The organism is Chloroflexus sp. (assembly GCF_034434295.1).
Lineage (GTDB): Bacteria > Chloroflexota > Chloroflexia > Chloroflexales > Chloroflexaceae > Chloroflexus.
The window spans coordinates 36,446-63,148 of record NZ_DAOTZQ010000026.1 but is presented as its reverse complement, the minus strand read 5'-3'; the positions used below and the strand labels follow the sequence as shown (position 1 = coordinate 63,148).

The following is a 26,703-nucleotide window of genomic DNA, read 5'->3' as shown; positions in this document are numbered from 1 at the left end:
AACCCCGTTCGCCCCCAAAACCGTGGTACCATACGTAATAGAGCTATTGACGTACTCTTATTCAACTGCGCAGATGTGTATACAGCTTGTCTGGTTCAAGCGTGATCTTCGTCTCCACGACCATCCGGCACTCAGCGCTGCGGCTGCCCATGGCCCGGTGCTCCCGCTCTACATCGTCGAACCATCGCTCATCCACGCGCCCGATTTTGCAGCCCGGCACTGGACGTTTATTCGCGGGTGCCTCATTGAACTGCGGGCAAACCTGGCCCGCCTTGGTCAGCCGCTGGTGGTACGGGTTGGCGAAGCGGTTGAGGTGCTTGATCACCTGGTCAGCACCTGGCCGATTGAAGCGATCTGGGCGCACGAGGAGAGCGGTAATCTGCTCAGTTACGCCCGCGACCGGGCAGTCCGGCGTTGGGCACGCGCACGCGGGATTCCATTTCACGAGCTGCCACAGAACGGTGTAGTACGCCGGTTGCCGTCACGTGATGAGTGGCAGGCCCGCTGGGAAGAACGCATGGCAGCCGTGCAGGCCCAACCTCCGTCAGCCTTGCCGCCACTCACCATTGATCCCGGATCGATTCCTACCACCGACGAACTCTCGTTGCCGCCCGACACCCTCAGCGAACATCAGCCGGCGGGAGAGACTGCTGCCCTACAGGCGCTCACCGACTTTCTCCACCGGCGCAGTCAACACTACCATCGCGCCCTCTCCAGTCCGCTAACCGCCTGGGAAGGCTGTTCCCGCCTGAGTGCTTACCTGGCCTGGGGAGCACTATCCATTCGTACCGTCGTCCAGGCGACGCGCCATCGGATCGCTGAACTCGCGTTTGATCCGTCACCGGCGACCCGGGGCTGGGTGCGGGCACTGAATGCCTTTGAGTCGCGTCTGCACTGGCACTGCCATTTCATTCAGAAGCTGGAAGACGAACCGGAGATCGAAGTCCGCAATCTGGTGCGGGCTTACGATGGTATGCGCGAAGAAAACCACCGTCCCGATCTGCTCGTGGCCTGGGCCAGTGGCCGCACCGGCTACCCATTCGTTGACGCCTGTATGCGCGTGCTCACCGCGACCGGCTGGCTCAATTTTCGGATGCGGGCCATGCTGGTCAGCTTCGTGGCCTACGACCTGTGGCAGCACTGGCGTGAACCGGCGCTGATTCTGGCCCGCCGCTGGATCGACTACGAACCGGGCATTCACTACAGCCAGATGCAGATGCAAGCGGGCACGTCGGGCAACCGCACCATTCGCATCTACAACCCCATCAAACAGGGAATCGATCACGACCCCGAAGGCATCTTTATTCGCCGCTGGGTCCCCGAACTGGCGCATATCCCCACGCCCTACATCCACACCCCCTGGTTGCTCGACCGTCACGGACAAGGGCGGGCCGGCTGTCGGATCGGGCGCGACTACCCGGCGCCAATTGTCGATCACGAGGCCGCCTACCGACATGCGCGGGCTGCGATTGCTGCCGTGCGTGCCCGACCCGAAACCGCCCAGCAAGCGGCGGCAGTCCATCAACGCCACGGCTCACGCACCTGGCGCCCGCAACGTCGCCCGTCCAAAACCGTCTCCAGCCGTCAGCTCAGGCTGGACTTATGAGGTGTGCCGCAGCAAAGCCCAGACAATAGCGCCGGCAGCCACCACGTGCATCAGATTCAACACCATCTGTTCAAGCAGACTGACCGGCAGCGTAAACGGGCCGGCAAACGAGATCACCAGCACCACTGCCGCACAGATGAGAAATATCCGTAGCGGTCGGGCGGTGAAGCGACTGAGCAGGGCCAGCACCAGCGCTGCCCCAATCGCCGACACCACCGTCGCTGTGATCACCGCTATCGCCGGCAATGGCATCGGCTCATTCGTCGGTGGTATCGGCGCTCGAAACTCCAGCCCGGCGGCCCGGGCAGCGCCGTAAATAACCAGATTGATAACCACCCCAATCACAGCACCGATGATCGTTGCCTGTGGCAGGCGGCGTAGATCGATCTGTCGGTCAAAGCGCTGCATAGCTAACCTCTGGGGAATGATGCTATTCACCTCCGTCACGAATGTCATACAGCCTGGGTGTCCATAATGCCAAATCAACGCCAGTCCCTGGGCAGAGTGGAACTGGCGGGATCGAGCCAGCCTCATCCGTGGAGCGGGTATGGCGAAACGCCGTTGCACCGTTTCCGGGCAGGGATGACATCAAATCTTGATTGGCAGTGATGAGCATGCCGGCGGCGCACGCTCCCAGTGCTGCCGGTGAGCGAGCTGAATGCGCGTGCTCGCAGGGTATACCGACCCGCCCCCACCCTCCCCCGCCCCCGCTGGACTATGCATTACCCACATGTCACGCTGCGTTAGGCCGGGCTGCGTGCGCTCCCCGTGGCGCAGGCTTCCAGCCTGCGTCGAGGCATCCTCTCCATCACCGGCAGGTGCTGGCCGTGGCCGCTGGTGCGCAGGCACGAACCTGGTACAACCAAACATCTACACGCCAGTAACGCATGCATGCCGGACCGACTCGATGATCGGCACGAGCACAGTCAGCACTCCCTTGACCAGGATGGGGAACGGTGTGCTACGCGCCGAATCGTGAGCGCGGCTGGCGCGGCAGCATGGCTGCCGCACGCCAAACCCTGCGCCACGCACATGATAAGCGCGTAAGGCAACCCATTCAGCACGTGCTGGCACAGCTGGCGCTGTGCGCTGCCACCGGGCCAGTCGCCCACACCAGCACCAATGGCAATCATACCCGCTGATACAGCCGTGGTTGACAGCAGTTGTGGGTAATGCATAGCCCGCTGGGGCCGGGAACCGGCAGGGACAGATGACGCCCGCAGTGGTCACGGTGTGATACCGTTCGGCAATGTGTTTTACGCATTTCAGACTATTGCCTCGTCCGCGCTTGCGTATATCGGTCAATCCGAGATCAACAGAGTCGCTCTGGACAAACCCTCGCCCAATTTGCAGGGCAGTGGGTGCAGGTACTGGCTTGATTTGGGCGCGGCAGAGATGGACGTGAATATATTTCGTCAATCCAGCAAGCAGGTGATCCGTAGCGTTGGGAGATAAGGCGTTACCGGTAGCGCATACGACGACGGGCAAGTCGGTGTGAATCAGAGTGTAAGTCTAGGTCTATCTGGTAAGGTTTTCGTTTATAATGTACGCGTATATTTCCAGAGCACAGCGAGCAGTGTATGCGATTATTTTTGCGCCTTCTTCTGACGGTTACTCTCTTTGGCATGACCGGCCTCGTTGTACTGCCGAACGTCTCCCTCTCGGCACCGGTAGGGCTATTCATCCGATTACGTTCGCGCACCTTTGTCCCGCAACCGGGTTTTCCTGCCGGTGAGCGCAGGCTGGTCAGTACGGCGGACGGTCGCGAGGCGCCGGAACGGGTTCACGTCTTTGTACAGTTTGCGCACGTTCCTACCGATGCTGAACGTGATGCTCTGGCTCAAGAGGGTGTCACACTGCTGGCTTACGTGCCGGATTACGCCTGGTACGCATCCATCCCCACCGCGTGGCTTCATGCTGCAACCCTGCCGGCGAGTATTCGCGCTATCGCTGCAATCCAGCCCGCCGATAAACTGTCACCACGCCTCAATCGTTATCTCGACCGCCGGCCACTGCCGGTGCTGATCGCAACGTATACCGATGTTGAATTGACCGTGATCCGCGACCTCGTTCACCGTCTTGGCGGGGGTGTGGCGAAGCTGGTGCCGGAGCGTCAGTATGTGCTTGGGTTTCTGCCCAATGTTGCCGCCCTTACTACCCTAAGTCGGACGGATAGCGTTTTTTGGATCGATGCCTGGCCGGGTCCGTTTGAACCGAAAAATGATGGTGGGCGGATGGCAACCAAAACCGATCAGGTGCATGAACTCGGTTATCACGGCAATCCGGCTTCGGCACCGGGTAGTATTGTGATCGGCGTTTGGGACTGTGGGTGGGTTGAGAGTAATCATCCTGCTTTCAGTGGTCGGCTTACGATTGGCGATCCCGACTCGCTCACGAATGGATGTGGTGATGTTGCCGGTACGAATGATCACGCCACTCATGTTGCCGGTACTGCTGCCGGCAGCGGCACCGGTAGTCCGTCAGGTCGCGATCTGCGTGGCCACGCCGATCAGGCAACGGTGTTGTCATACGATGTGTACAATGTAGACCTGGAGGTGATGCAGGCTATTCAGGACTACGATCTCGATATTTCGCAAAATTCCTGGGGGCCGGACACGGATGGGATATGCGACCTGACCGTGCTCGGTGTGTATGATGTGTTCGCAGCGACGTTTGATGCTCTGGTTCACGGTACATACTCAACCGAGATAACAAAGCAGATCGCCGTTGCTTTTGCCAATGGCAACGAGCAAAGCTACTGCCCGAACGGCTGGCGTACCGGAAGTGGCGGTGCGATGGGCAAGAATGTGATTGCCGTTGGGGCCACCAACTCTGATGACAAGTCTATGACTGACTTTAGCTCATTCGGCCCAACTGAGGATGGTCGGGTTAACCCGACAGTTGTCGCTCCAGGGTGTGAAGCGAGTGGCGAAGGAGCGATCTGGTCAACGTTGCCCGGTCCGACCTACGGCGCGAATGGCTGGTGCGGTACCTCAATGGCAACCCCGGCAGTATCAGGCATTCTCGGCTTGATGCTGGAAGCGTACAATCTGACGTACAACAGTGATCCACTCCCGGCAACTCTGCGCGCAATCCTGGTGCATACCGCCGAAGATTTGGGCAATCCCGGCCCGGACTACCAGTTCGGTTACGGTCATGTTGATGCCCTGGCGGCCATCAACCTCATTACTGCAACCACCGGCCCGGCTGAGTCGCGGTATATCACAACCAACACTATCACAAATGGGCAAACGCGCGAATACACCATTAGCCATCCCGGCGGGCCACTGACCTGCACCCTGGCCTGGGACGACGTTCCGGCCACCCTTGCCGCCAGCCAAACCCTCGTCAACAACCTCAATCTGCGCCTGATCGGTCCAGATGCCGGCTCGTACCTGCCCTGGGTACTCGACAAGGACAACCCAGCCACTCCGGCCACGCAGGGCATCAACAACGTTGACACCATCGAACAGGTACGGATTGCCGATGCTGCTGCCGGCGCATGGACGGTACAGGTCGTGGGGAGCAATATTCCGCAAGGACCACAATCATACGCCTTGATATGCCCGTTTAGCGCTCCACCAGAACCTGAGACGTTTAGTATTTATGTGCCGGTGGTGAGTCGGTAGTAACTAACGTCTGTTCGGGATGTGACTGTTTCGGATCAGGGGTTGTGAATGCTATGCCACCAGATTCGATTCAACAAGCCTCAGAAAAAAGGCCAAACAACTTGCTACAACACTAATATTCTGACTACCATGCAGAATACCGATAGATACTGATCAGGTTACTGTCACCCCTATCACACCATAAGGGATCACTCACATCCTGTGGGCGATAGATGCGTAAATTCGTGCTGAAGGGGTTGTTTGGGGCACTATCGCACTGTCTGATGATAGCCAATGTTCGCCTGCCACATGATTTCGTTGTTTACATCGAGGAGGGGTAGCCATTATGAGCAACCTGCTGTTCAAAAAAGTTGATTATTCTGTCAGCAAACTGCTGGAAGACATCGCTATCGGCGAGATTGGCTTACCTGACATCCAGCGCCCCTTCGTGTGGAATACCACTCGTGTTCGCGACTTATTCGATTCTATGTATCGCGGCTACCCCATCGGCACCCTGCTCTTTTGGGAGAACGGTTATCCTGGTGAACACCGCACCATCGGTGTGCATGGTAAACAGAAGGTGCCTCACCTGCTCATTGTTGATGGTCAGCAACGCCTCACTGCCCTGTATGCAGTGATGAGAGGCGAGCCTATTATTGATCAGGAGTTCCAGCAACGATACATCAGAATCGCCTTTTCACCTCTCGAGGATCGCTTTGAAGTCACTAACACTGCCATCGAGCGCGATCCATCCTGGATTGCTGACATCAGTATTCTCTGGCAACCTGAATTTGACCAATACGCCTTTGTTTCCGAATTTTTAGAACGCCAGACCAGGCGTCACGAATTGGATGCTGACACCCGCAAACGCATTCCCGTCGCTATTCAGCGTGTTGTCAACCTCAGCAACTATCCAATGACCGCGCTGGAAATTTCGCTCAATGCCAATGAAGAGCAGGTGTCGGAAATCTTTGTGCGCATAAACAGCCGTGGCCGCACTCTCAACCAGGCCGACTTTGTCCTGACGCTTATGTCTGTCTTTTGGGACGAGGGGCGCAAAGAACCGGAAGATTTTGCCCGCAAGACCAGAGAACAACCCGCTGATAGGCAGCCTTCTCCCTACAACCTGTACTTCCGGCCTGCACCCGACCAGCTACTGCGCGTGGATGTAGCTCTGGCCTTTCGCCGTGCGCGACTCGAGCATGTCTATTTTACGGGGTAAAGACCTGCAGAGTGGCGAGTTTTCTGTTGAACGGCGTGATGAACAGTTCACAGTACTGAAAGAAGCGCAAGCCTATGTGTTGGACCTGCAACACTGGCATGAATTTCTCAAGGTGGTCAAACGAGCCGGCTTTATCCATCCGAAAATGATTACCTCTGAAACGGCTCTGACGTATACCTATGCCTTCTGGCTGATCGGCAAACGTGATTTTCAGCTCGATCTCTCCACTTTACGGAATCTGATGGCCCGCTGGTTCTTTATGAGTTCACTGACCGGACGCTATACCGGATCACCTGAGTCTCGAATGAGTCTGGACCTGGCGCTGCTGCGTGATTACACCAATCCCGACGATTTTATCCGTGCTTTAGAGCAGGAAATTCATGCAGTGTTTACTCCAGATTACTGGAAGGTCACGCTACCCAACAATCTGGCCACTGCCTCAGCTCGCAGTACCGGTCAGTCTGCCTACATTGCTGCCCTGTGTATTCTGGATGGGCCGGTCCTCTACTCGCGTATGAAGATCCGCGATCTGTTAGACCCCAATACCCAGGCCAGGAAAGAAGCATTGGAGCGACATCATCTCTTTCCGCGTAAATATCTGGCACGCCAGAAGATCACCGAACAGCGCGACGTCAACCAGGTAGCCAACTATGCGCTGGTCGAATGGCACGATAACATCGATATCAGTGACCAGCCACCGACTGTATACGCACCGCAATATGAAACACAGTTTTCCCCAGCCGAACTGCAAGAGATGTATCGCTTTCACGCCCTGTCTGAACAGTGGTACACCATGGACTATTTCACGTTCCTGGAGCAACGTCGCCAGCTTATGGCGGATATTATTCGGCAGGGGTTCATGCATCTTTCGCAAAGGTAGGACTGACATTACTTGAATCTATTTCAAAAAATATTTACGAGCAGTAATCTCCTTCATTCCTGACAGACTCTATGAATGCGACGAGCACCCATAGCATCGCCGTGACCAGCAGCTTCAACAGCGTGACACGCACTGGATCATGAGCATGGCTGCCGCACCTGGCCTTTGGCTTTTTTTATGAGGGGCTGGACATGATCCCACTGCACCTCCTGCTAGTCTTTCCGAAACGAGCCGAACCAGCGGCGAAAGAATGGAGAGCTGGATTGGCGCACATCGGCTGGGTGCGGCAGCAGCACGCTGTGGCCGGACGGGCACCCCGGCAGGGGATGGCGCTGGCCGATGGTGCCTGTGCCACGGTGGTGCTGTGGCGCGGGGTGGCGGAGCTGGTCACGCTGATCGTGCGCACCGCCTGCAATCGCCGTCTGTGTCTGCTGCCACCACCAGCGACGGGCCGTGGTCGACCGCGTCGGTACGGCGACCGTTTTCCCCAGCCCAGGGGCCGGCTCACCGAAAAGGAGGCGTTCCGCACCACGCAGATGCTGGTGCAAGGGTGGTAGATGGCGTGTCAGGTCTGTTTGCCTCACAGGAACGTACATCTCAGCGGTTCAGCCAGGTTTCGGCGCACGTAAGCGCCTGTTGCGGCATCCACGTGCGTGCGGTGCGCCAGAGGGCTGACCACTGCGCGGCGTCAATCCGCTCACGCGCACGTTGCCGGCGTTGAGCGATCAGCGTCCGGTAGATGGGCGAGAGTGGTCCACCGCGCTCACCCAACCCCTCCTCGGCGGCCAGGCACTGCGCGCTCAGGACAGCATTATCCTGAGCGCTACTGGCCAGTAGCCAACCGGCCAGCGTGACCAGCCAGAAGCATACCCGGCGCTCATGCATGCGGACGTGAGGCAGCGCCAGCAGCAGTTCCCGCCGTGCAGTCGTCGTATCGCCGTGCGCCAGAGCGATCTCGGCCCGATCGGTGTGCAGGATGGCACGCGCCAGATCCGGCCCGGCGTCGGGCAGCAAGGCAGCGGCTTCGTCGAACAGCGCCTGTGCTGTGACCAGGTCGCCCTGTGCCCAGGCTACCTCGCCCAATTGCAGCGTAGGGAAACCGGGGTTGAGCAGATCAGGCCGCTGGTGCGCCAGCACCTTGCTGCGCTGCAACGCTGTTTCTGCCTGGCTAAACTCCCCACGCTCGATGTTTATGCGCCCCACCAGGTTGAACAGCGCAGCCAGCCGTGCCGGTTGTTCCGCCTGCGCGATAGCGATGGCCTGGCGGGCAAACTCGTCGGCGCTGGTGAAATCGTAGCACTGCCACGACAGGTTCACCGCCTTGAACAGCAGGTTGATACGCTGGTCGGCATCCACCGGCACCTGCATTGCCAGACTACGACGGATCAGCGCCTGACCCTCGCGCACATAGCCGTGCGTCTCCCGGAACCAGGCCAGCGCAGAGCACATCTGGAGCGCAGCCGCAGTTTCCACCTGTTCAATCGACCTGTGGAGTGCAGCCAGATAGTTGTCGTGATCCTGTTCGATAGCTTCTGGTTGGCCCGCTGACTGTGCCAGTAAGTCGCGAAAGTAACGTGCATGTCGCTCCTGGGCCTGGGTGCGCTCCACCGTAGTCATCTGGTTCCAGGCAAACTCACGGATCATCTCCAGCAACCGCCACCGATCAGGCTCAGGTGTAACCAGACTGTGATTGGTCAGGGTCGTCAACCACGACTGCGCCAGGGCACGACCGGACGCATCGGTAGCTCCTGTACAGACCGCAGCCGCAGCGTCCAGAGTGAAGGAACCGACAAAAACGGCGAGATGCCTCAAGCATGCGCGGGAGTCTGGGTCGAGCAGGTCATAGCTCCAGGCAATGGCATTGGACAGTGTGCGCTGGTGGGGCGGCAGATCGCACGCTGAGGTCTGAACCATTTCAACCCAGCCTGTCTGGCTGCGCAGTGCGACGGCCAGCTCCGCCACCGACATGCGGCGCAGGGTCGCCGCCGCCAGCTCGATGGCCAGTGGGATGCCCTGGAGCCGGTACGAATATCCGCCACGTTCCCGGCGTTGGCAGTGTCTACAACGAACGCTGGCCGGTGTTGCCGCGTGCGGGTTACGAACAACTGCACCGCCTCGAACGCCGACATCTGGTCAGGTGGCGTTCAGCGGCGGCGGTGCCGTACTGCGCGTGGTTGTATCTGATGGTGGCCACACGGCGCAAGCTGATACCACACCGTTCACTGTGGCAAACAAGCCTCCGCGTGTAACCATACTCAACCCGGTAACCGGCCTGCACATCCGGTACGGACAGCTCGTCAATTTCAGCGGCGAAGCCTTCGATCTGCAGGATGGCTGGTTGGATGGCGCGTCGCTCGTCTGGCGCAACCAGCGCGGGCAGGTCCTGGGCACCGGTCCGTTACTTTCGGTGACAGATTTGCTGGTGGGCACGAACACGATCACGCTAACGGCCACGAACGGTCGAGGAATGACGGCCAGTGCCAGCGTGGTTGTGGTTGTGGACGACGACCTGCAACTGCCGGTGCCATATCTCTCAGTGGGTCCGGATCAGGTAAACTGGCACCTCGCGCCGGGCACGACGGCGCTACAATCGGCGGTGGTCAGTGTGATCAATGCCGGCAGCGGAAGCCTGACCTGGACGGCGAGTAGTGATCGTTCGTGGCTTAGTTTGAGTGCAGGCAGTGGCACCACACCGGTCACGCTCACCCTGACTGCTAACCCCACCACATTCAGTGAGGGCAATGTGTACACAGCCACTGTCACCATCACCGCAGACCCAGGCGGCGGCTAGCCGTTGCAGACAGTCGTGTTGCCGGTGCGCGTGTCCGTTGGTAATGTAGTTCGCGGACCCATATTGACGTTGGATCGACGGATCTTCCTGCCACTGGTCAGGCGGTGATAAATGATAGAGGTGTCTCTTGTGCGAGCGTACCATCCTGCATCGCACCCTGCTTACCGATGATCAGGGGAACGTCCCCCGAATCGGCAAGTACAATCTCCACATCGGGTTTCAGGGGCGGACAGAATAGCACTGACACCATTTTTAGCTTACCCAGCGCAGACTTCTACTCTCCCACCTACCTCGGTGAGTCGCCGTCAACGTGGCAAGAGGGGCACGGCATACCGTGCCCCTCCATCATGCCAGCGCTGACGTCCAATGGTGCATCGTTCAGGTGCAGTATCAGGAAATAATTGGCCGGTGTGTCATGGCTGCTATGATACCAGGCTTGATGTCACTCACCCCACCTCACCCTGCAACTCCGCTACCCGCGCACGGAATTCATCGCTGACCGGCACACTACGACCGGCGGCGTAGTCGTAGGCTACCAGCACCGATTGCCCGGTTGCGATTAAGGCACCATCACCCACACGAGCAATGGCGTAGTCCATCGTAAAACTCTTACCGCCAATCCGGCTCACCCGCACGCCAACCAGTAACTCGTCACCAAAATGGGCTGGTGCCTTGTAGCTAATCGTCAATTCCGCCAGAATGATCCCCAACCGGTCGAGTGAACCACCCACCAGACGTTGATAGTACGCGATCCGTGCCGACTCAAAGTAGGTGGCGTACACCGCATTATTCACATGGCCTAGCGCATCAAGATCGCGAAACCGCACCTCAATCCGGTAGTGGAAGGGATATTCGGCCAATATAGCCGGTACTGCCAGATTCATGTCACGCTCCTTAAACATGCAAACTCACTGTCTACTCTCTGGTATAATGGCGCTCAACGCGACGCCAATCCACTTTCGCATTATCCCGGCGCAGTTCTTTCAGAACCGGTAAGGACATCGATATGCCAGCGAATAAGGGTACTATCTTTATCATCGACGATGATCTCAGCCTTCAGAATATCCTCTCCATCGCCCTGCGCAATGCCGGTTACGATGTTGTGCTGGCCCGCGACGGCCTCGAAGGTCTGCGCATGCTCGAGCATCTCTCACCCAGTCTGGTTATCAGCGACATCATGATGCCGAACATGGACGGTGTCGAAACCTTCCAGCGCATTAAGGAACGCCTGCAAGATGATGGCATTCCGATCTTTTTGATCACTGCGCTCAACCGCAAGCCATGGTTTGCCGATCTTGAGGCTGAAGGCGCAGTGATTATTCAGAAGCCGTTCGAGGTGCAGCATCTGGTTGAGCTGATTGAGCGGACGCTAAGCTGAGTGCAGCAAAATGTGGCCGGAGTCGGGCGTAGGTCTCATCAAGTGCTTCCGGGATCAGCTTTGTATCGCCAATCACCGGCATAAAGTTGGTATCGCCATTCCAGCGTGGCACGATGTGCATATGCAGGTGATCGGCGATACCGGCCCCCGCCACTCGCCCCAGATTCATACCAAGGTTGAAGCCGTGCGGTGCGTATTCGGTTTGCAAAATTCCGACACTCTGCTGAGTTATGTAAAATAATTCATTGGCAACTGCTCGATCCAGCATGGCGAGATCGGCAACATGGAGGTAGGGCACTACCATCAAGTGTGCCGTGTTGTATGGGTAGAGGTTCATCACCACAAAACAATATTGACCACGGTAGAGTACCAGACGTTCGGCATCATTGGTGCCGTCGGCAGTTGCCATTGCACAGAACACGCATCCCGCATCCGGCGTCTCACCCCGCTTGATATAGCGCATGCGCCACGGCGTATATTTGATTTCCATTATGTCTCCCGCACGTTTGCCCGTAGGAAGGCTTCAATAAACGGATCGATCTCGCCATCAAGCACTGCCTGTACGTTGCTCGTTTCGTAGTCGGTTCGATGATCTTTGACTAGCGTCGAAGGATGGAGGTAATAGGTTCGCATCTGATTACCGAATGCGGCCTCGCGATATTCACCCCGGAGTCGGGCACGTTCTTCGGCCTGACGCTGCAATTCACGTTCAAGCAGTCGCGCCCGTAATACGCGCATGGCCAGTTCGCGGTTCTGTAGCTGCGAACGTTCATTCTGACAGGTAACCACAATCCCGGTTGGCAGGTGAGTAATGCGAACCGCCGAGTCGGTGGTGTTCACGCCTTGCCCGCCATGACCACCGCTGCGGAAGACATCAATGCGCAGATCTTCCGGTTTGATCTCTACTTCAGGCGCATCATCAACTTCTGGCATCACCTCGACGCGCGCAAAGCTGGTCTGGCGGGTGTGCGCAGCGTTGAACGGCGATAGGCGGATCAGGCGATGGACACCAGCCTCGGCGCGAGCGTAGCCGTAGGCGTAAGAGCCACGAATTTCGATTGTCGCACTCTTGATTCCTGCCTCTTCGCCTTCGCTCATGTCGATCAGGTTGACAGTATACCCACGCCGTTCGGCCCAGCGCGTGTACATGCGCAAGAGCATCGCCGCCCAGTCTTGAGCGTCTGTCCCACCCATGCCGGCCTGCACCGAAAGAAAGGCATCACGGTCATCGTAAGGGCCACTCAGCAGGATTTCCAGCTCACGCTGCGCCACTTCACGCTGGATGGCCTGTATTTCCGCGTCCAGATCGGCGGTCAGCGACTCATCACCTTCCAGCTCGGCCAGTTCGATGAGTTCGGCGGCACTGGCGATGCGCCGTTCAAGATCATTCCACGCCGTCACCTCTTCTTTCAGGCGGGTGAGCCGTTGCATGATCTCCTGCGCAACACGCGGTGTATTCCATAGATCAGGGTCGGCTGCCCTGGCTTCTAACTGCTCAATCTCAGCCTGTTTTGCTGCCAGGTCAAAGATGCCTCCGTAAGTCGATATAGCGCGAACGAACTGTTTCCAGGGTGTCTTGTAAATCGGCTAACATAGTTGCTCCTTATCTGTAACCCAAGTTACTACCTACGCTGTGAGCAGGCCACGCGATGCTAACTACCGTATGAACTGCACGACGCTGCGCACAACATCGTGCAATGCACCTGTATGAACCGTGTGGGTAGCATCCAGTTTCCATCGACATGCTACCTCACGCCTCAAGGTAGCAACTCAGATTATACCCAATCCTCTGGGCCCTCCGTGCCTCTGTGGTGATAAAGACCGCAACTTGGGTTATCTGTATTTGTTGCCCGTATTATAGCAACGCATTCCATCGGCAATTGCACGATCATCTCGATAGTTGATGATGCCCACATTCCCTATGGTACCATGGCTTGCCGTACCGTATAATACAATCACGATCCGGCCTGGAACGAAGCGAGGCGATGATGCGATATGTGAGCTGGGTGCTGGCAGTCATATTGGCCCTGGCAGTCGTGCCGGCGCAAGCCCAAAGCAGTGCGCTCTATTTTGTAGCCACCGGTCAGCGGCTCGATGACACGTATGGCTTTCTGTCGGTCTGGCGATCAAGCGCAGGGGCATTAACGCTCGGTCAGCCTATCAGCGCCCCCTTGCGCGAAGGCGATCTCACCGTGCAATATTTCGAGCGCGGTCGCCTGGAACTGCATCCAGCCTACAACAACGCGGTCTTGCGCGGACGAGTAGGTGCCGAGTATATCGCTGCGCTGGGCAAATCATTTCCCCCACCCTCAGCCGCTGCTCGCGAGAATCCCAATCGTCGCTTTTTCGCCGAGACCGGCTACACCCTTGGCCCACCTTTTCTCGCCTTCTGGGAAGCACACGGGGCGACCGAGGTGTTTGGGTTGCCAATTAGCGAACCGCACTGGGAATACGTCGGTGGTGCACTGCGGCAAGTGCAGTATTTTGAACGCGCCCGGCTTGAGGTGAACCCACGTCCGGCTACTCCCGAACAGGCGATTCAGATCGGCGATTTGGGCCGTGCCCTGGCTCGCTTACGCGGCATCGATCTGCGTCCGGTTCCCGCCGGAAATGCGCTACCGGTTGATGCCAGTGGACAACCACAGGCGCCGGTACCAGCTTCACCATCTCCCGTTCCCGCGCCAACCCCAGCACCCACCGCCCGACCAGCTACAGCACCTCCTCCCCAACCGGCACTCCGTAGCGGCAAGTTGATCGTGGTCGATCTCAGCGACCAGTGGTTATACGCGGTTGAAGGGGAGCGCATCATCTTCGATGCACCGGTCTCAACCGGACGCGATGGCTTTAATACGCCGGTTGGTACCTTCTTCATTTACGCCAAAGTCCGCGAACAGACCATGCGCGGTTGCGCCGGTGGCGAATGCTGGGTTGTACCGCGTGTTCCTCATGCCATGTACATTGTTGGTGGTGTCGCCCTGCACGGAACATACTGGCACAACCAGTTTGGTACCGGTGTCCGCCGTAGCCACGGCTGCGTCAATCTACCGCTCAAAGCGGCAGCATGGCTCTACGAGTGGGCACCGGTCGGTACGCCAGTGGTTGTGCGGCGGTGATGGTCGGAACCTGTTACAACAAGTCATCACCGTAGACAAACACCAGACCCTGTGTACCGCCAATGGTGGGGAAGATCGGTACCACGTCGTCACCGGATGGTGACTGAGGTGCATGTGCTCGGCCAGATAGCGCAGAAGTGCGTCTGGGACTTCAGAACCACCTGCCCACACATCCAGCTAATCAGGAGGGGGCGATACCGGTATCGCCCCTCTCCGTTTCCCTGGTGTCCAGACCGGTCCTATTCAACCCGGATCGTCATCACGGTCTGCCACTCACCAATATTGCCGGCATTGTCAATCGGTTTGACCCGCAAGACGTAGACACCGGGTGCCAGGGTGGGCAACGTCAGCGTTGGTTCAGTAACAAACCACTCACTTTCGCCGGTCGGGTCCGGGCCAAGATAGATGCGATAGCCGGACACACCGGATAGCGCATCCTCTGCTACCGGCCAGTTTACCACGGTCGGTAGCGCCTGCACGATGCGTAATTCGGCAGGAGTTACGTTCAGCACAGGTGGTGAGTAGTCAAAACCGAGCGGCCCATAACTGGCCAGCGTTTGCCGACCATCAGGTCCCCAGGCCCGCACGTAAAGCGTATGCCAGCCCTCCCCCATATCGGCCAGCCGTGCATAGCCATCAGATGCGCCGGGGAACATTGGCGTATCGGCGGGAGGTTCCACATTCCACGCCTGGCTCAGACCACCACCACCCCAGGCCACACTAAAATCGATCTGATGATCGACACTGTACCATCCACCCGGCAATGCAGCACTGGTAAAGGTGATGATTGGAACCTGCAATGCCATTGCGGTCAGGACCTTGCCTCCGTGCTGATTGCAGCCACCGATCTCCGGCAAATCGTAGCCTTCAGCAAAGGTGAGCGGAATGGATTGCCGGCCACTCCAACCATTCGCACCGGCCGTAAAGGCGGTGAAGTGCAGGTGAGGAATGCCGGGTGAACCCCGATCACCGGCATACCCTAACACCTCACCAACTGCAAAAAACCGACCACGTTCAGTAGTGACCGGTCGGCTCAGGTGTGTATACATCGTGAAAAAGTTGTTGCCATGGGAAAGAATGATGGTACCGCTACGCGCTTCCCAATGCCATAGCGCACCACTCGCCGCAGCGCGAATTGGTGCATCATACGTCGGACCATTTACCTGTGCCAGATCGAGGGAATAGCGATCCCAACCATTATGGGTACCGCAGGCATACCCTTGAATAATCCGCCATGGTTCGCCGGGGGGAGTAGGTAGCACGAGTGAGGGAGCAGCGAAAAGCGGTGTTGGTTGCGCGAGTAGCGAGAGCATTACGGCGATAAGCCAGAGTGGTGCGAGCAAAGCGCACCGCCGGCACGTCGAATGCATCGGCATGCAGTTGTCCCTCCGGGCGTCGTCCAAACAGGGGACGAACGCCATTCAACACGGAATCACATCGTCACAGTGCCTGTGACGAGAAACAGGACGAGCATGGTCCTGTTGCGGAGCTCATACACAACCGGGTGTATGAACATAAACTTCCCTTATCGCCATTGATACGGGAACAGCAGCAACATACCATAAGTCGCTGAGTTGGTCAAGAGGGGGGAGGAAGGAGGAAATAGAATAGTTAGATGGGGGAAGAGGGGGGCTGTACGGTGCAGATCAGACGTGAGTGGAAGTGTGTAATTGAGGGCTGGCTCCCCTTTATTGTCGTGCAAGGAAAGGAGGGAGAGGGTAGTGTGTAGAGGCGACGTGAGTATTTTTTCTGGTGCAAAGGGTTAGCCTGAGTGTGGGTATGCGGACCTTTTCGACGTCAGATGACGGTAGCCACTGCCATTGCGGAGTGTCAGTAAACTTATTTCACCATCGGCCAAGCCAAACTGACGTTATGCTACAATGCAACAAGCGTGCAGGTAGAGAGGGAATGACACATGAGTATGCAGCAGGTTCACCCTTCTCCAACACCGGTTATTCTGATCATCGGCGCTGCCGATACGGGCCGGGCGCCGATTGCGGTGGCTTTACTGCGTCGTCTGGCTCAGGAACGAGGTCACACGTGGCACATCGCGTCCGCCGGTGTTGTCGGCCACGATGACGATCCGCTTCAGCCGGCAGCCCGCGATGCGCTTGCTGTCATGGGCCTGACCCTCGACGACCACGTGGCCCGTTCGTTGACCGATGATCTGGCGCATACTGCTCACCTGCTTATCGCAGTCGATAGCGGGATTGCCCGCGTGCTGCGCAGTCGCTATCCGCAGGCCACCATTTACTCGCTCAGCGAACTGGCCGGGCGCAACCGCGATATTCCCGATCCCGCCGGTATGCAGATCGGCGCCTGGCTGCACTACAGTCGTGAGATGGAACAGTTGCTAAAGGACGGCTTCGAGCGCATCACAACCATACTTAGCGGTAACAATGTGGTTGAAAAGTCGCCATCTCTCGCGTCACCACCGACGCCACCTCCACCACCTCCCTCCGAACGACAAGAAGTCTGCGCCCGTGCCACCCGTCTCCTCGACGCCATCCAGGCGATGCCCGATGTCATCGACTGGCCGGCTGCACGAGGGCGCTTACAGGCAACACTGGTCGAATTGATTCCACTTGCCACCGAACCGACCGATCTGACAATGCTGTACGTCGAGGCGCTCAATCGCTGGCTCGATCGGCAAACCTCAACACCATCAGCAGACCGGATTACACGGCTTCGCGAAGCTATTGAGCGCGGCCAGCATCCGGTTGGGCAGAGCGAGGTGGCCGATCTGATGCGCTGGCCTGATTGATTACTGGTCAGTCCATCCGAAACCACCGATCAGTGCGCAGAGGAGCACCACTGCCCACGGTGGTACGCGCCAGAGGTGTAGCGCGGCAAAGGCACTCAGTGCCAGCGCCACATCAGCGGGGCCACGGATCGCACTGGTTATCACCGGCTGATACAGTGCTGCCAGCAAAATCCCCACAACGGCCGCATTTACCCCGGCCAGAGCGGCCTGCGCATCGGGCCGGGCGCGTAAGGTCGCCCAGAAGGGTAATGCTGCCCACACCAGCAAAAACGAGGGCAGAAAGATAGCAACGAGGGCCAATATGCCGCCAAGCCAACCGGTGGGGTATGCTGATGCCACTGCACCCAGATACGCACTAAAACTCAACAATGGGCCTGGCACGGCCTGCGCAGCACCATAACCAGCGATAAAGGTCTCGGCACTCATGAAATCGCTACCAACAACAACCGGCTCCAGGAGCGGCAGTACCACGTGTCCGCCGCCGAATACCAGAGAGCCGGTGCGTATCATACCCGCCAGCAGTGTCAGCGTTGGATGAACACTGAACGAGGTGATGAACAACGAACCGGCCAGTAAGACGGCAAAGAGCATACCGAACAGCATACCGGCACGTGACATAATCGGTGATTTGATGACAGAATTGCTGTTCGTTGGGAACTGGAGCAGGCGCCACCCGATCAGCCCGCCGACTCCAATCACCAATAATTGCACAAGAGCATCTGACCAGATCAACAGAATCACGGCGGCAATAATAGCCATACTCGCCCGCAACCGATCCGGACACAGCCGCTGCCCCATCTGCCAGACCGCCTGTGCCACCACTGCCACAACCACCACTTTCAAGCCATGCAACCAGCCACTGCTGGCCACATCACCCAAAAGCGTAATGCCGTAAGCAAAAGCGATCATGAGCAAGGCGGATGGCAACGTAAATCCCAGCCAGGCCGCTAATCCGCCCAACAAACCCGCTCGTATCGTACCAATCGCGATCCCTACCTGACTGCTGGCTGGCCCCGGCAAAAACTGGCACAGTGCAATCAGGTCGGCATACATCGCTTCATCGAGCCAGCGCCGCCGCTCGACCAGATCCGCCCGAAAATAACCTAAATGAGCCACCGGCCCCCCAAATGACGTCAGACCGAGGCGTAAAAACACCAGGAAAACGGTCAGTGGTGATGTTGACATAGCCGTTCACGTTACGACAACTGGCGATGGCCCTGATACCACGCACACATAGAGCGTAATGGACAACCATCGTGCCGATCAAGAAAACTGTTCCGGCCTGGCTGTCGTGAATAGACCCGGCGGGCCGGCGGGCCATCGCACCGCGGTCGGCTCAGGCAATAACGAACAGCCAGCTCGTTGAGTTGGGCATGGAAATCGGCCAGTAATTGGGGATCAGACGGCAGCGCAGCCGCAATGATGTGTTGAACCTGATGATAACTGGCGCGCTCCCAGGCGATCTCGTCAGGTGCCAGGCGCGCAAAAATCCGCCGGGTGTAGGCATCTACTACAAACAGTGGATGATCGCCAGCATAGAGCATAATCACATCTGCTGTCTCCGGGCCGATGCGCGGCAACGTCAGCAATTCACGGCGCAGCATTGCCGTCGGGCGGCGCAACATTGTAGCAACGTCGCCGTAGCGTTCACCAATCGCACGGGCGAGGGCAATCAATCCAGCAGCTTTCTGACGATAGAAGGCACAGGGGTAGATCAATTCAGCAACATCGGCGACCGTTGCCTGGGCGAGTGCGTGCAGATCAATCAGTCCGGCCTGATAGAGACGCTCAATCGCACCTTCAACCGTCTCCCAGCGCGTCTGCTGCACCAGCACGGCACCGATTACAATTTCGAGCTGTGGGTTGGAGCTGATAATCGGCCACCACGGCTGATGAGCATCCGGGCCGTAGAGGACCCCAAAATGGCTCACCAGCCGCCGGTAGACTTCAAGCGGGTGGACACGATGCTGCCAGTTCGCCATTGAATTGGTTGGTATTCCAGATTGCACGACGAACCCCTCAACGCAATCGGCAATGCACCAGCATCGTGCCAGTCTTATCGCTACGCTCCGGTTGGCGTATCCTGCACTGCCACCGGCATATACATCTCGCGCAGATAGTCGGCCAGCATTCGGCGCGTGCTAAAGAGTGGCGCTACCGTTGCAATAGCCTCCTTACAAATCTGCACCCACTCAACCGGAATCCCATTCGCATCCCGATTGTCGTAGAAACGGGGGGCAATCTCGTGTTCGAGCAGATGGTACAGCGATTGCGCATCGTTCCAGTCTTGCTCCTCCTGACTGGCGTACTCTTGCTCGTCACCGATGGCCCAACCGTTACGACCGTTGTACGCTTCCGGCCACCAGCCATCGAGCACCGAACAATTGGGCGCACCGTTGAGGCTCGCTTTCATTCCACTGGTACCACTCGCCTCGTATGGCCGTCGCGGGTTGTTAAGCCAGACATCGACCCCCTGCACCAGCGCCCGTCCAACCGCTATATCGTACTCTTCGAGGAAAATGATCCGCCCCGCCAGCCCCGGCTGCATCGCCATGCGATACACGTCCTGAATAAAGTGCTTGCCCGGATCATCCTTCGGGTGAGCCTTCCCGGCAAAGATGATCTGGATTGGCTTGCCGGGTCGGTTGAGAATGTACTTCAGCCGCTCAACATCTTTGAACAGCAGCGTTGCACGCTTGTAGGTCGCAAACCGCCGGGCAAAACCGATGGTCAAAATGTTCTCTTCGAGCACCGGCCAGACCGGCGCCGGAATGCCCAGTCGCATATAATGCTGTTGGAGACGCTGCCGACTGAAAGCGATCAGATCGCTCTTCAGTTTCTGGCGAGTACGCCAGAAGGTCTCGTCAGGAATCTGGTACACCTTCCGCCAGAGCTGTGGATCATCGAGATTGTCTTCCCAATTCTTGCCGAGATACGAATTGTAGAGCGTGCGCATTTCAGGCGCCAGCCAGGTCGCGGTATGCACACCGTTGGTAATCGAGGTAATCGGCACTTCATCCTGGCTGCGACCGGGGTAGAGCCATTGCCACATCCCACGTGCAACGTGACCGTGAAGTTTACTCACCCCATTGTGGAAGGCCGAAAACCGCAAGGCTAACGCAGTCATCGCAAACGTCGGCCCCCACTGCTGCTCTTGCAGCGCCAGACTCATAAACTCATCACGAGTCAGGTTCAATTGCGGCCAGAAGCTCCAGAAGAACTTCTCAATCATCGGCAAGGGAAAGGCGTCATTACCGGCAGGCACCGGTGTGTGGGTGGTGAAGACACAATGCGCTTTCACCTGCTCCATCGCCTGCTCGAAGCTATAGCCCTGCGCCACCAGCTCACGGCACAACTCAAGCACCAGAAACGCCGAATGGCCTTCGTTCATGTGCCAGACGGTCGGTTTGTAACCGAGCTGGCGTAATGCGCGCACCCCACCAACACCCAATACCAGCTCTTGCGAGATACGCATCTCTTGATCGCCACCGTAAAGCCGGGCCGAAAGCTCACGGTCTTGCGGACTATTGGGATGGATGTCGGTATCCATCAACAACAGCTCTGTACGGCCCACCTGAAACTTGTAGACCTTCGCGTAGATGGTGCGTCCCGGCAACTCAACCTCAACCACCACTTCCCGACCTTCAGGATCAAGTGCCGGTAACGCCGGGACATCGGCGAAATTGAGCTTGTTGTACTCAGCAAACTGCCAGCCGCTCTGATCGAGGCGCTGGCGGAAATAACCTTGTGGATAGATAAAACCAACCCCGACCAGCGGAATACCCATATCGCTGGCTTCTTTGATGTGATCACCCGACAGAATCCCCAGACCACCCGAATAGATAGGCAGACTCTCGTGCAGACCAAACTCGGCACTGAAATACGCAATCAGGGTGCCTTTGGCGTCGGGATAGTTTTTGCTAAACCAGGTCTTCTTCGCGCTCATGTAGCTATCGAAGCTCTTGAGCACCGCATCGTACCGCTTCAAATAGGCCGGATCATTTGCTGCTGCTTCCAGCTTACGCTGACGCACATCGCGCAAAAAGTCGACCGGATTGTGATACACCAGCTCCCATAGCTCCGGATCAATGGAGCGATAAAGGTCTTGCGCTTCGGGATGCCATGTCCACCAGAGGTTGTAGGCAAGTTCGCGAAGGCGCGCAATACGTTCCGGGCAAGGCGTGAACAGGATCTCATGTTCAAACCGTAGCATGATACCCCCACATCATCATTTTGATGAACGATGTCCGCTTGTACTGGTATGATACCAGGAACTCTGCCATCACCGCCATGTTGTCTGATACTTTTCCATGTGCTGCGCAGCGGGAAATGACGGCTGTGTGCAATTGTAGCCGCTTACGGCAAATTTGTCCACTATGCAACTAATTTTTGGTCACATGGGAGGAGATAGGAAGAAGGAAGTATTGTCAGTTGCTTCACGGTGTTCTACTGTATCATATTAAATCTGGCGTCATAGCGGTCATAAACCGTGATCCAACCATTACCCTGGCACCACCCCTGAGTGTGGACGTACCAAACCAGTATTGCCGCGACACACGCAGTGGGATCACGTTTCGGAGAGGATACCATTCCGGAGAGGATTACCCGCCTCGCATCGTTTGGCGTGCGGCAGCGTGACCGCCGCACCAGCCGCGCTCGTGAACCAGCGCAGGGATCAGCGGTTGCGCTACCGGTCGGAACACATCTGGTTTCCTCAACATCATCGCTCGTGCGCACACCATCACGCCGGCACTGACCACACAGACTCGAAGAACTGCGTTGCCGCTGCCCTCACCGTCGTATGCCGTGCCGGCATAGCTATTGTTTCCAGCCTGGATTACCCGCATCGCATCATTTGGCGTGCAGCAGCCATGCTGCCGCACCAGCCGCGATCTCGATCTGAGGAGATAGGAAATAGGAGATAGAAGGTATTGTCAGTCGCTTCACGATGTTCTGCTTCATCACCAGTGCCCCACAGACCAGCACTCTTGCCAGGGTGCTGCTCGGAACGCGGGCCGGACAGAGCGACTCGCCATCTGCACACCGCAGGTGGTACGCAAACAATCGCATATCAGAACATCCCATTCGTCTTGAAAATGTTATGTCAGCTTTAATCCTAAACCAGGGCAACCGGCGACACAACCACCACACGCCTGCTGCGCTGAACGACGTACCGGTAAACGAAAGTCGCGTGATCGAGGCTCTAAACGAACTGACGTTATAATAGCGGCAAACAACGCAATGAACTGGTATAAGCTCGCCGGATACGTATGAAACATTTTCTCTCACCAGGTTGGGCCATCGAACTCCTTAGCGATCATCCGACAGCCCAATTCGCCGCCCATGAATTACGTCAAGCCATACAACGAATGGGTGACCCGCCACTCCCACTTGTTGGTCAGGCTCACAATCACCGGATCAGCCTGCGTCACGGTGCGGACGGCGACGGTTTCGTTCGCTTCGCCGACGAACATGGTCTCGTGTTAGTCGGGGAAGGCCCAACCGGATTACTCTACGCCGTGTATCATCTGCTCGAAAGCTGGGGATGGCTATGGGTCGGCCCTGGCGTTATCAACAAGCGAGTACCTTGCCCTGATCAGATTGCCCTACCAGAAGCGACATTCGCCGGGCAACCGGCATTCGCCCGCCGGGGTCTGGTCATCGGCCACGATATATTTCTGGCTCAGGCTGAAGCATGGATTGAGTGGGCAGCACGTGCCCGCCTCAACACCATCTTCATTCACACTATCGGCGATCAGGGGATGCCGCTCGGTGCCTGCCGTCTACGCTCGTGGCAACAACAGCGCAACCGCCTCTTGCCATTGATCCGCGAGCGGGGGTTACGACTGGAAATCGGGGGGCATCACCTCACCGACGCTATTCCACGTAAACGTTTTCGCCGCCAACCGGAACTCTTCCGTTTCAACGGTCGTCGTCGCGTATCTGATGGCAACCCCTGTCCAACCAACCATACCACCCAAGCACTGGTTCGGGAATGGGCGCGATCCTTTTTTCTGGCCGAACCCGATGCGGCGGTCTATCACCTCTGGCCGGTTGATCGTCTGAGTGGCGGCTGGTGCCTGTGCCCACAATGTGCGCGGCTCAGCCCTGCCGATCAGTCGCTATTGCTGGTGAATGTGATGGCCAACGAACTGGCTGCGATCAATCCAACCGCTCGGATCAGCTTTCTGGCCTACCACGACACCATGGCCCGGCCACAACAGATTATCCCGGCAACGAATGTCGAGGTCCTCATTGCGCCGCGCATGCGTTCGTATGCTGCCGGCGTTGGCACGTCCACTCACCCGATCAACGGCACGCTTGCCGAACAAATTGCGGCTATCCGCGAACTATTTCCCGCAGGAGTCAGCGTCTTCGAGTACTACCTCGATGGGATTCTGTTCAAATCAGCCCTGCCACCTCTTGGCAACACCATCGCTGCCGATCTCCGCACCTATCACGACTGGGGCGTGACCGGCGTCCATGCCCTGCTTACCGGCGACCGACCCTGGCTGGCTCCCGGCCCCAACCCACACACCTTCGCTGCCCTCGCCTGGTATCCCCACCAAGACCCGTCAGAACTTCGTCATCAATACGCGACGATCCGCTCTCCGGCCAACCCAACCCTGCTCGATCAAGTGTATACAGCGCTTGAAGAAGCCTGGCAACAGGTACTCGACATCACCCCGGCAGAAGTTCAACGCCAACACCCCGGTCGTCGTCGTGACCCAATTTCACAACCACCCCGTGACGTTCTTGACGGCTACGACATTCCATCGCCGTACTGCGAACAGCGCCTATCGATCCTGCACACCGCGCTGGATGTTATCGCTACCGGCGAAGCCTTGCTGCCCCCCGCCACTGCCACGCCTGAGTCATCTGCACTTGCCGCCGACCTGGCCGAATGGACGCATAGCAGGCTGTTACTACGGTTCTTCGCTGCTCGACAAGAAGTCGCCGTCCTCCAGGCCCGTCGGGCGCCCCTGGCTCGCCAGCAGCAGGCGCTGGCTGCAGCACGCGAAGCCCACGCCGATCTCCTCGACTGGGCAGGACGCTACGTACCATCAGCAGCGCGATCCGGTCATCGCCTGTTCCGCACCATCCTGAAACTGCACCTAGACCATCTTGAGAGCCAGATTGCCCCACCCTGGCGCCAGGCCCAAATGCGCTGGCGTCGTTTGCGGGAACTCACCATGATTTTTGCTCAGCTTTGGCGGGGATGGTTATTACGGTAGCGGATGCAGGTATACCGCTATAGCAAGGCCAGATGCTTCCCACCGGCATACAGGTGGAGAGAGTCTCTATTGTCGATGCAAGTATAGTGAACAAGCGCCAGTATCCCCTGGGAAAGCCGGGAGCGTGCGCCTCTCGCGCACCGCCATCACCTGCACGCTGGGAGTGCACGCCTCCGGCGCACCCAACCGACCCACGACTGCGAGCGCCATCCGTCACCGCCGCTTCCTGCCCCCAGCGGGGGCGGGGTAGGGTGGGGGCGTGTCGCCAATCACTGCCAGGAGTAGCGCAAGCATAACACGCTCTCCGATCATCACTCTGCCACCGCACCTGAGTACGCAGCGAAGCATCGTTTCCGTCCGTGCCCTTTTGCATCACCGACAGCACCGTGCTACATTCCACGAACAACACTCTCTCAACCTCTTGACTCTGCCTGATACACGTTATATAGTTCGATTATCGGTAGCAGCCCTCTCCATACTACTGGCGTTTCAGACTGTACAAACTCGCCTGGCGCGACACCGGTACCAGGTGTCTGTTTAAAAACGCATCCCAAACCATCAACTGTATCAGACAGCGTAGTCTACAAAGGAGGTTTGCATGGTCACCTGGCGTCCAGACCCCACATTCTACCCGTCACCACGGATGGCGGTTAAGTCTCCAGCCGAGAAACTGGCCTATGTGGTGCGTCTCAACCCGATGGCAAACGGCAAGCCCGATGCAATGTGTGTCGTGGATGTCGATAGTCAGTCGAGCACATTTGGTCAAGTCGTTGGAGCCACCGACATGCCCTACACTGGCGGTGAACTCCACCATTTTGGCTGGAATGCGTGCAGCTCAATGCTCTGCCCAAATGCACCACACCCCCATGTCGAGCGCCGGTATCTGGTTGTGCCGGATATTCGCAGCTCGCATATTACCATTCTCGACACGAAACCAGACCCTACCCAACCGAAAGTCGTGAAAGTTATCGATCCAAATGAACTTGCCGAACGCACCGGGTATGCTCGTCCGCATACCGTTCACTGTGGGCCAGATGGCATCTACGTCTCGGCACTGGGTTCACCAGAGGGGGAAGGTCCTGGCGGCATTTTCATCCTCGATCACGACAACCTGGAAGTACTTGGCCGTTGGGAAATCGACCGTGGCGATCAGTATTTGCATTACGACTTTTGGTGGCACCTCGGTTATGACACCCTGCTCACCAGTGAATGGGGCACTCCACGTATGGTCGAAAGCGGTGTACTCGGCGACGAGCTATTGGCCGGTAAATACGGCCATCGCCTCCACGTATGGGACCTCTACCGCCGCCGTCATTTGCAGACCCTCGACCTGGGCACCGAACACCAGATGGCGCTGGAGTTGCGCCCGGCCCACGACCCGACCAAAGCCTATGGCTTCATGAACTGTGTGGTGAGCCTGAAAGACCTTTCGGCTTCCATCTGGCTGTGGTATCGCGACAACGGTTCCTGGAATCTGAAGAAGGTGATCGACATTCCGGCCGAACCGGCGGCCGAAGACCAGCTTCCCGCGATCCTGAAACCGTTCAAGGCAGTACCACCACTCGTTACCGACATAAATCTGAGTGTCGATGACCGCTTCCTGTACGTCTCGTGTTGGGGCACTGGTGAACTTCGCCAGTACGATGTATCTGATCCGTTCAACCCCCATCTGACCGGCACGGTACAGATTGGTGGCATTGTTCGGCGGGCCGGGCACCCGGCGGCCGCAGCCGAACTCAACGGTGGGCCGCAAATGGTGGAAATCAGCCGCGATGGCCGCCGAGTCTACTTCACCAATTCGCTATACCGGGCGTGGGACGAGCAATTTTATCCAGACGGGATCAAGGGCTGGATGGTCAAGGTAGATGTCAATCCCGACGGTGGCATGCAATTCGATCCCAATTTCTTTGTCGATTTCGGTGATCAGCGGGTACACCAAATCCGGCTTCAGGGTGGTGACGCATCGAGCGATTCGTACTGCTTCCCATGATTGAAGTCTTGGGAATGCGATCACCACCGTCATTGTGAGGAGCTCGTGGCACAGGCGTGCCGGAGCGATACTTCGGCACGCAGCAATACAACAACCGGTTTGTAGCATCATCCCGT

At 57.7% G+C, this 26,703-nt stretch carries 19 protein-coding genes and 1 pseudogene; 10 read left to right on the top strand and 10 right to left on the bottom strand.

All coding sequences use genetic code 11. The features are described 5' to 3' along the window. The first annotated feature begins 73 nt into the window (after nucleotides 1-73). Nucleotides 74-1,606, top strand: a complete 1,533-nt coding sequence (locus VAE57_RS04630) for an FAD-binding domain-containing protein (protein ID WP_416208429.1) — start codon at nucleotides 74-76, stop codon at nucleotides 1,604-1,606. On the opposite strand, the gene VAE57_RS04625 is transcribed toward VAE57_RS04630, so the two are convergent. Beyond that, on the bottom strand, nucleotides 1,601-2,062 hold the full coding sequence (locus VAE57_RS04625; RefSeq protein ID WP_322820730.1) for a DUF6069 family protein: 462 nt from the start codon (nucleotides 2,060-2,062) through the stop codon (nucleotides 1,601-1,603). The two genes, VAE57_RS04630 and VAE57_RS04625, sit on opposite strands and share 6 nt — an antisense overlap. 1,124 nt (nucleotides 2,063-3,186) lie before the next feature. On the opposite strand from VAE57_RS04625, the gene VAE57_RS04620 reads away from it, so the two are divergent. From VAE57_RS04620 to VAE57_RS04605, 3 genes and pseudogenes are all read left to right on the top strand, one after another. Then, nucleotides 3,187-5,235, top strand: a complete 2,049-nt coding sequence (locus VAE57_RS04620; protein ID WP_322820729.1) for a S8 family serine peptidase — start codon at nucleotides 3,187-3,189, stop codon at nucleotides 5,233-5,235. Nucleotides 5,236-5,560: 325 nt separating this feature from the next. Next, nucleotides 5,561-7,316: pseudogene (locus tag VAE57_RS18765) on the top strand (GmrSD restriction endonuclease domain-containing protein). 191 nt (nucleotides 7,317-7,507) lie between these two features. After that, nucleotides 7,508-7,873 carry a transposase gene (locus VAE57_RS04605; RefSeq protein ID WP_322820726.1) on the top strand — a complete coding sequence of 122 codons (366 nt, stop codon included), beginning with the start codon at nucleotides 7,508-7,510 and terminating at the stop codon, nucleotides 7,871-7,873. Between the two features lie 40 nt (nucleotides 7,874-7,913). Here the strand turns inward: VAE57_RS04605 and VAE57_RS04600 are convergent, their stop codons facing one another. After that, entirely contained in the window at nucleotides 7,914-9,284 is a 1,371-nt protein-coding gene (locus tag VAE57_RS04600) for a hypothetical protein (RefSeq protein ID WP_322820725.1), read from the bottom strand. Between VAE57_RS04600 and VAE57_RS04595 the strand changes: the two genes are divergently transcribed. Continuing rightward, a complete protein-coding gene (locus VAE57_RS04595) occupies nucleotides 9,283-10,107 on the top strand; it encodes a BACON domain-containing protein (RefSeq protein WP_322820724.1) in 825 nt (274 codons plus the stop codon). The two genes, VAE57_RS04600 and VAE57_RS04595, sit on opposite strands and share 2 nt — an antisense overlap. A 446-nt stretch (nucleotides 10,108-10,553) precedes the next feature. Here VAE57_RS04595 and VAE57_RS04590 read toward each other — a convergent pair whose 3' ends face one another. Beyond that, on the bottom strand, nucleotides 10,554-10,991 hold the full coding sequence (locus tag VAE57_RS04590; RefSeq protein WP_322820723.1) for a thioesterase family protein: 438 nt from the start codon (nucleotides 10,989-10,991) through the stop codon (nucleotides 10,554-10,556). Nucleotides 10,992-11,113: 122 nt separating this feature from the next. Here VAE57_RS04590 and VAE57_RS04585 point away from each other — a divergent pair, with 122 nt between their 5' ends. Next, nucleotides 11,114-11,485: a response regulator gene (locus VAE57_RS04585; RefSeq protein ID WP_322820722.1), complete on the top strand. Its 372-nt coding sequence runs from the start codon at nucleotides 11,114-11,116 to the stop codon at nucleotides 11,483-11,485. Here the strand turns inward: VAE57_RS04585 and VAE57_RS04580 are convergent. Next, nucleotides 11,424-11,975, bottom strand: coding sequence for an HIT domain-containing protein (locus VAE57_RS04580; RefSeq protein WP_322820721.1), 552 nt, complete (start codon nucleotides 11,973-11,975; stop codon nucleotides 11,424-11,426). The two genes, VAE57_RS04585 and VAE57_RS04580, sit on opposite strands and share 62 nt — an antisense overlap. Further along, nucleotides 11,975-13,079 (bottom strand): peptide chain release factor 2 gene (gene prfB, locus VAE57_RS04575; protein ID WP_322820720.1). Its coding sequence is split into 2 segments (ribosomal slippage): nucleotides 11,975-13,009 and nucleotides 13,011-13,079, totalling 1,104 coding nucleotides; the frame shifts between segments, so codons are not numbered across the junction. Before prfB ends, VAE57_RS04580 begins: the two co-directional genes overlap by 1 nt. A 391-nt stretch (nucleotides 13,080-13,470) precedes the next feature. Between prfB and VAE57_RS04570 the strand changes: the two genes are divergently transcribed. After that, nucleotides 13,471-14,598 (top strand): L,D-transpeptidase, encoded by a 1,128-nt coding sequence (locus VAE57_RS04570; RefSeq protein WP_322820719.1) that lies wholly within the window; start codon nucleotides 13,471-13,473, stop codon nucleotides 14,596-14,598. 239 nt (nucleotides 14,599-14,837) lie between these two features. Here the strand turns inward: VAE57_RS04570 and VAE57_RS04565 are convergent, their stop codons facing one another. Then, on the bottom strand, nucleotides 14,838-15,974 hold the full coding sequence (locus tag VAE57_RS04565; RefSeq protein WP_322820718.1) for a M23 family metallopeptidase: 1,137 nt from the start codon (nucleotides 15,972-15,974) through the stop codon (nucleotides 14,838-14,840). A 539-nt stretch (nucleotides 15,975-16,513) separates the two neighbouring features. Here VAE57_RS04565 and VAE57_RS04560 point away from each other — a divergent pair. Continuing rightward, a complete protein-coding gene (locus VAE57_RS04560) occupies nucleotides 16,514-17,362 on the top strand; it encodes a low molecular weight phosphatase family protein (RefSeq protein ID WP_322820717.1) in 849 nt (282 codons plus the stop codon). On the opposite strand, the gene chrA is transcribed toward VAE57_RS04560, so the two are convergent. From chrA to VAE57_RS04540, 4 genes are all read right to left on the bottom strand, one after another. Beyond that, a complete protein-coding gene (gene chrA / locus VAE57_RS04555; protein ID WP_322820716.1) occupies nucleotides 17,363-18,547 on the bottom strand; it encodes a chromate efflux transporter in 1,185 nt (394 codons plus the stop codon). Between the two features lie 11 nt (nucleotides 18,548-18,558). Then, complete coding sequence (locus tag VAE57_RS04550) at nucleotides 18,559-19,371, bottom strand: Fe-S cluster assembly protein HesB (RefSeq protein WP_322820715.1); 813 nt, start codon at nucleotides 19,369-19,371, stop codon at nucleotides 18,559-18,561. Nucleotides 19,372-19,424: 53 nt separating this feature from the next. After that, complete coding sequence (gene glgP / locus VAE57_RS04545) at nucleotides 19,425-21,575, bottom strand: alpha-glucan family phosphorylase (RefSeq protein WP_322820714.1); 2,151 nt, start codon at nucleotides 21,573-21,575, stop codon at nucleotides 19,425-19,427. 638 nt (nucleotides 21,576-22,213) lie between these two features. Next, nucleotides 22,214-22,432 carry a hypothetical protein gene (locus tag VAE57_RS04540; RefSeq protein WP_322820713.1) on the bottom strand — a complete coding sequence of 73 codons (219 nt, stop codon included), beginning with the start codon at nucleotides 22,430-22,432 and terminating at the stop codon, nucleotides 22,214-22,216. A gap of 200 nt (nucleotides 22,433-22,632) precedes the next feature. Here VAE57_RS04540 and VAE57_RS04535 point away from each other — a divergent pair, with 200 nt between their 5' ends. Further along, nucleotides 22,633-24,597, top strand: coding sequence for a DUF4838 domain-containing protein (locus tag VAE57_RS04535; protein WP_322820712.1), 1,965 nt, complete (start codon nucleotides 22,633-22,635; stop codon nucleotides 24,595-24,597). Nucleotides 24,598-25,195: 598 nt separating this feature from the next. Continuing rightward, nucleotides 25,196-26,587 carry a selenium-binding protein SBP56-related protein gene (locus VAE57_RS04530; protein WP_322820711.1) on the top strand — a complete coding sequence of 464 codons (1,392 nt, stop codon included), beginning with the start codon at nucleotides 25,196-25,198 and terminating at the stop codon, nucleotides 26,585-26,587. Nucleotides 26,588-26,703: the final 116 nt, after the last annotated feature.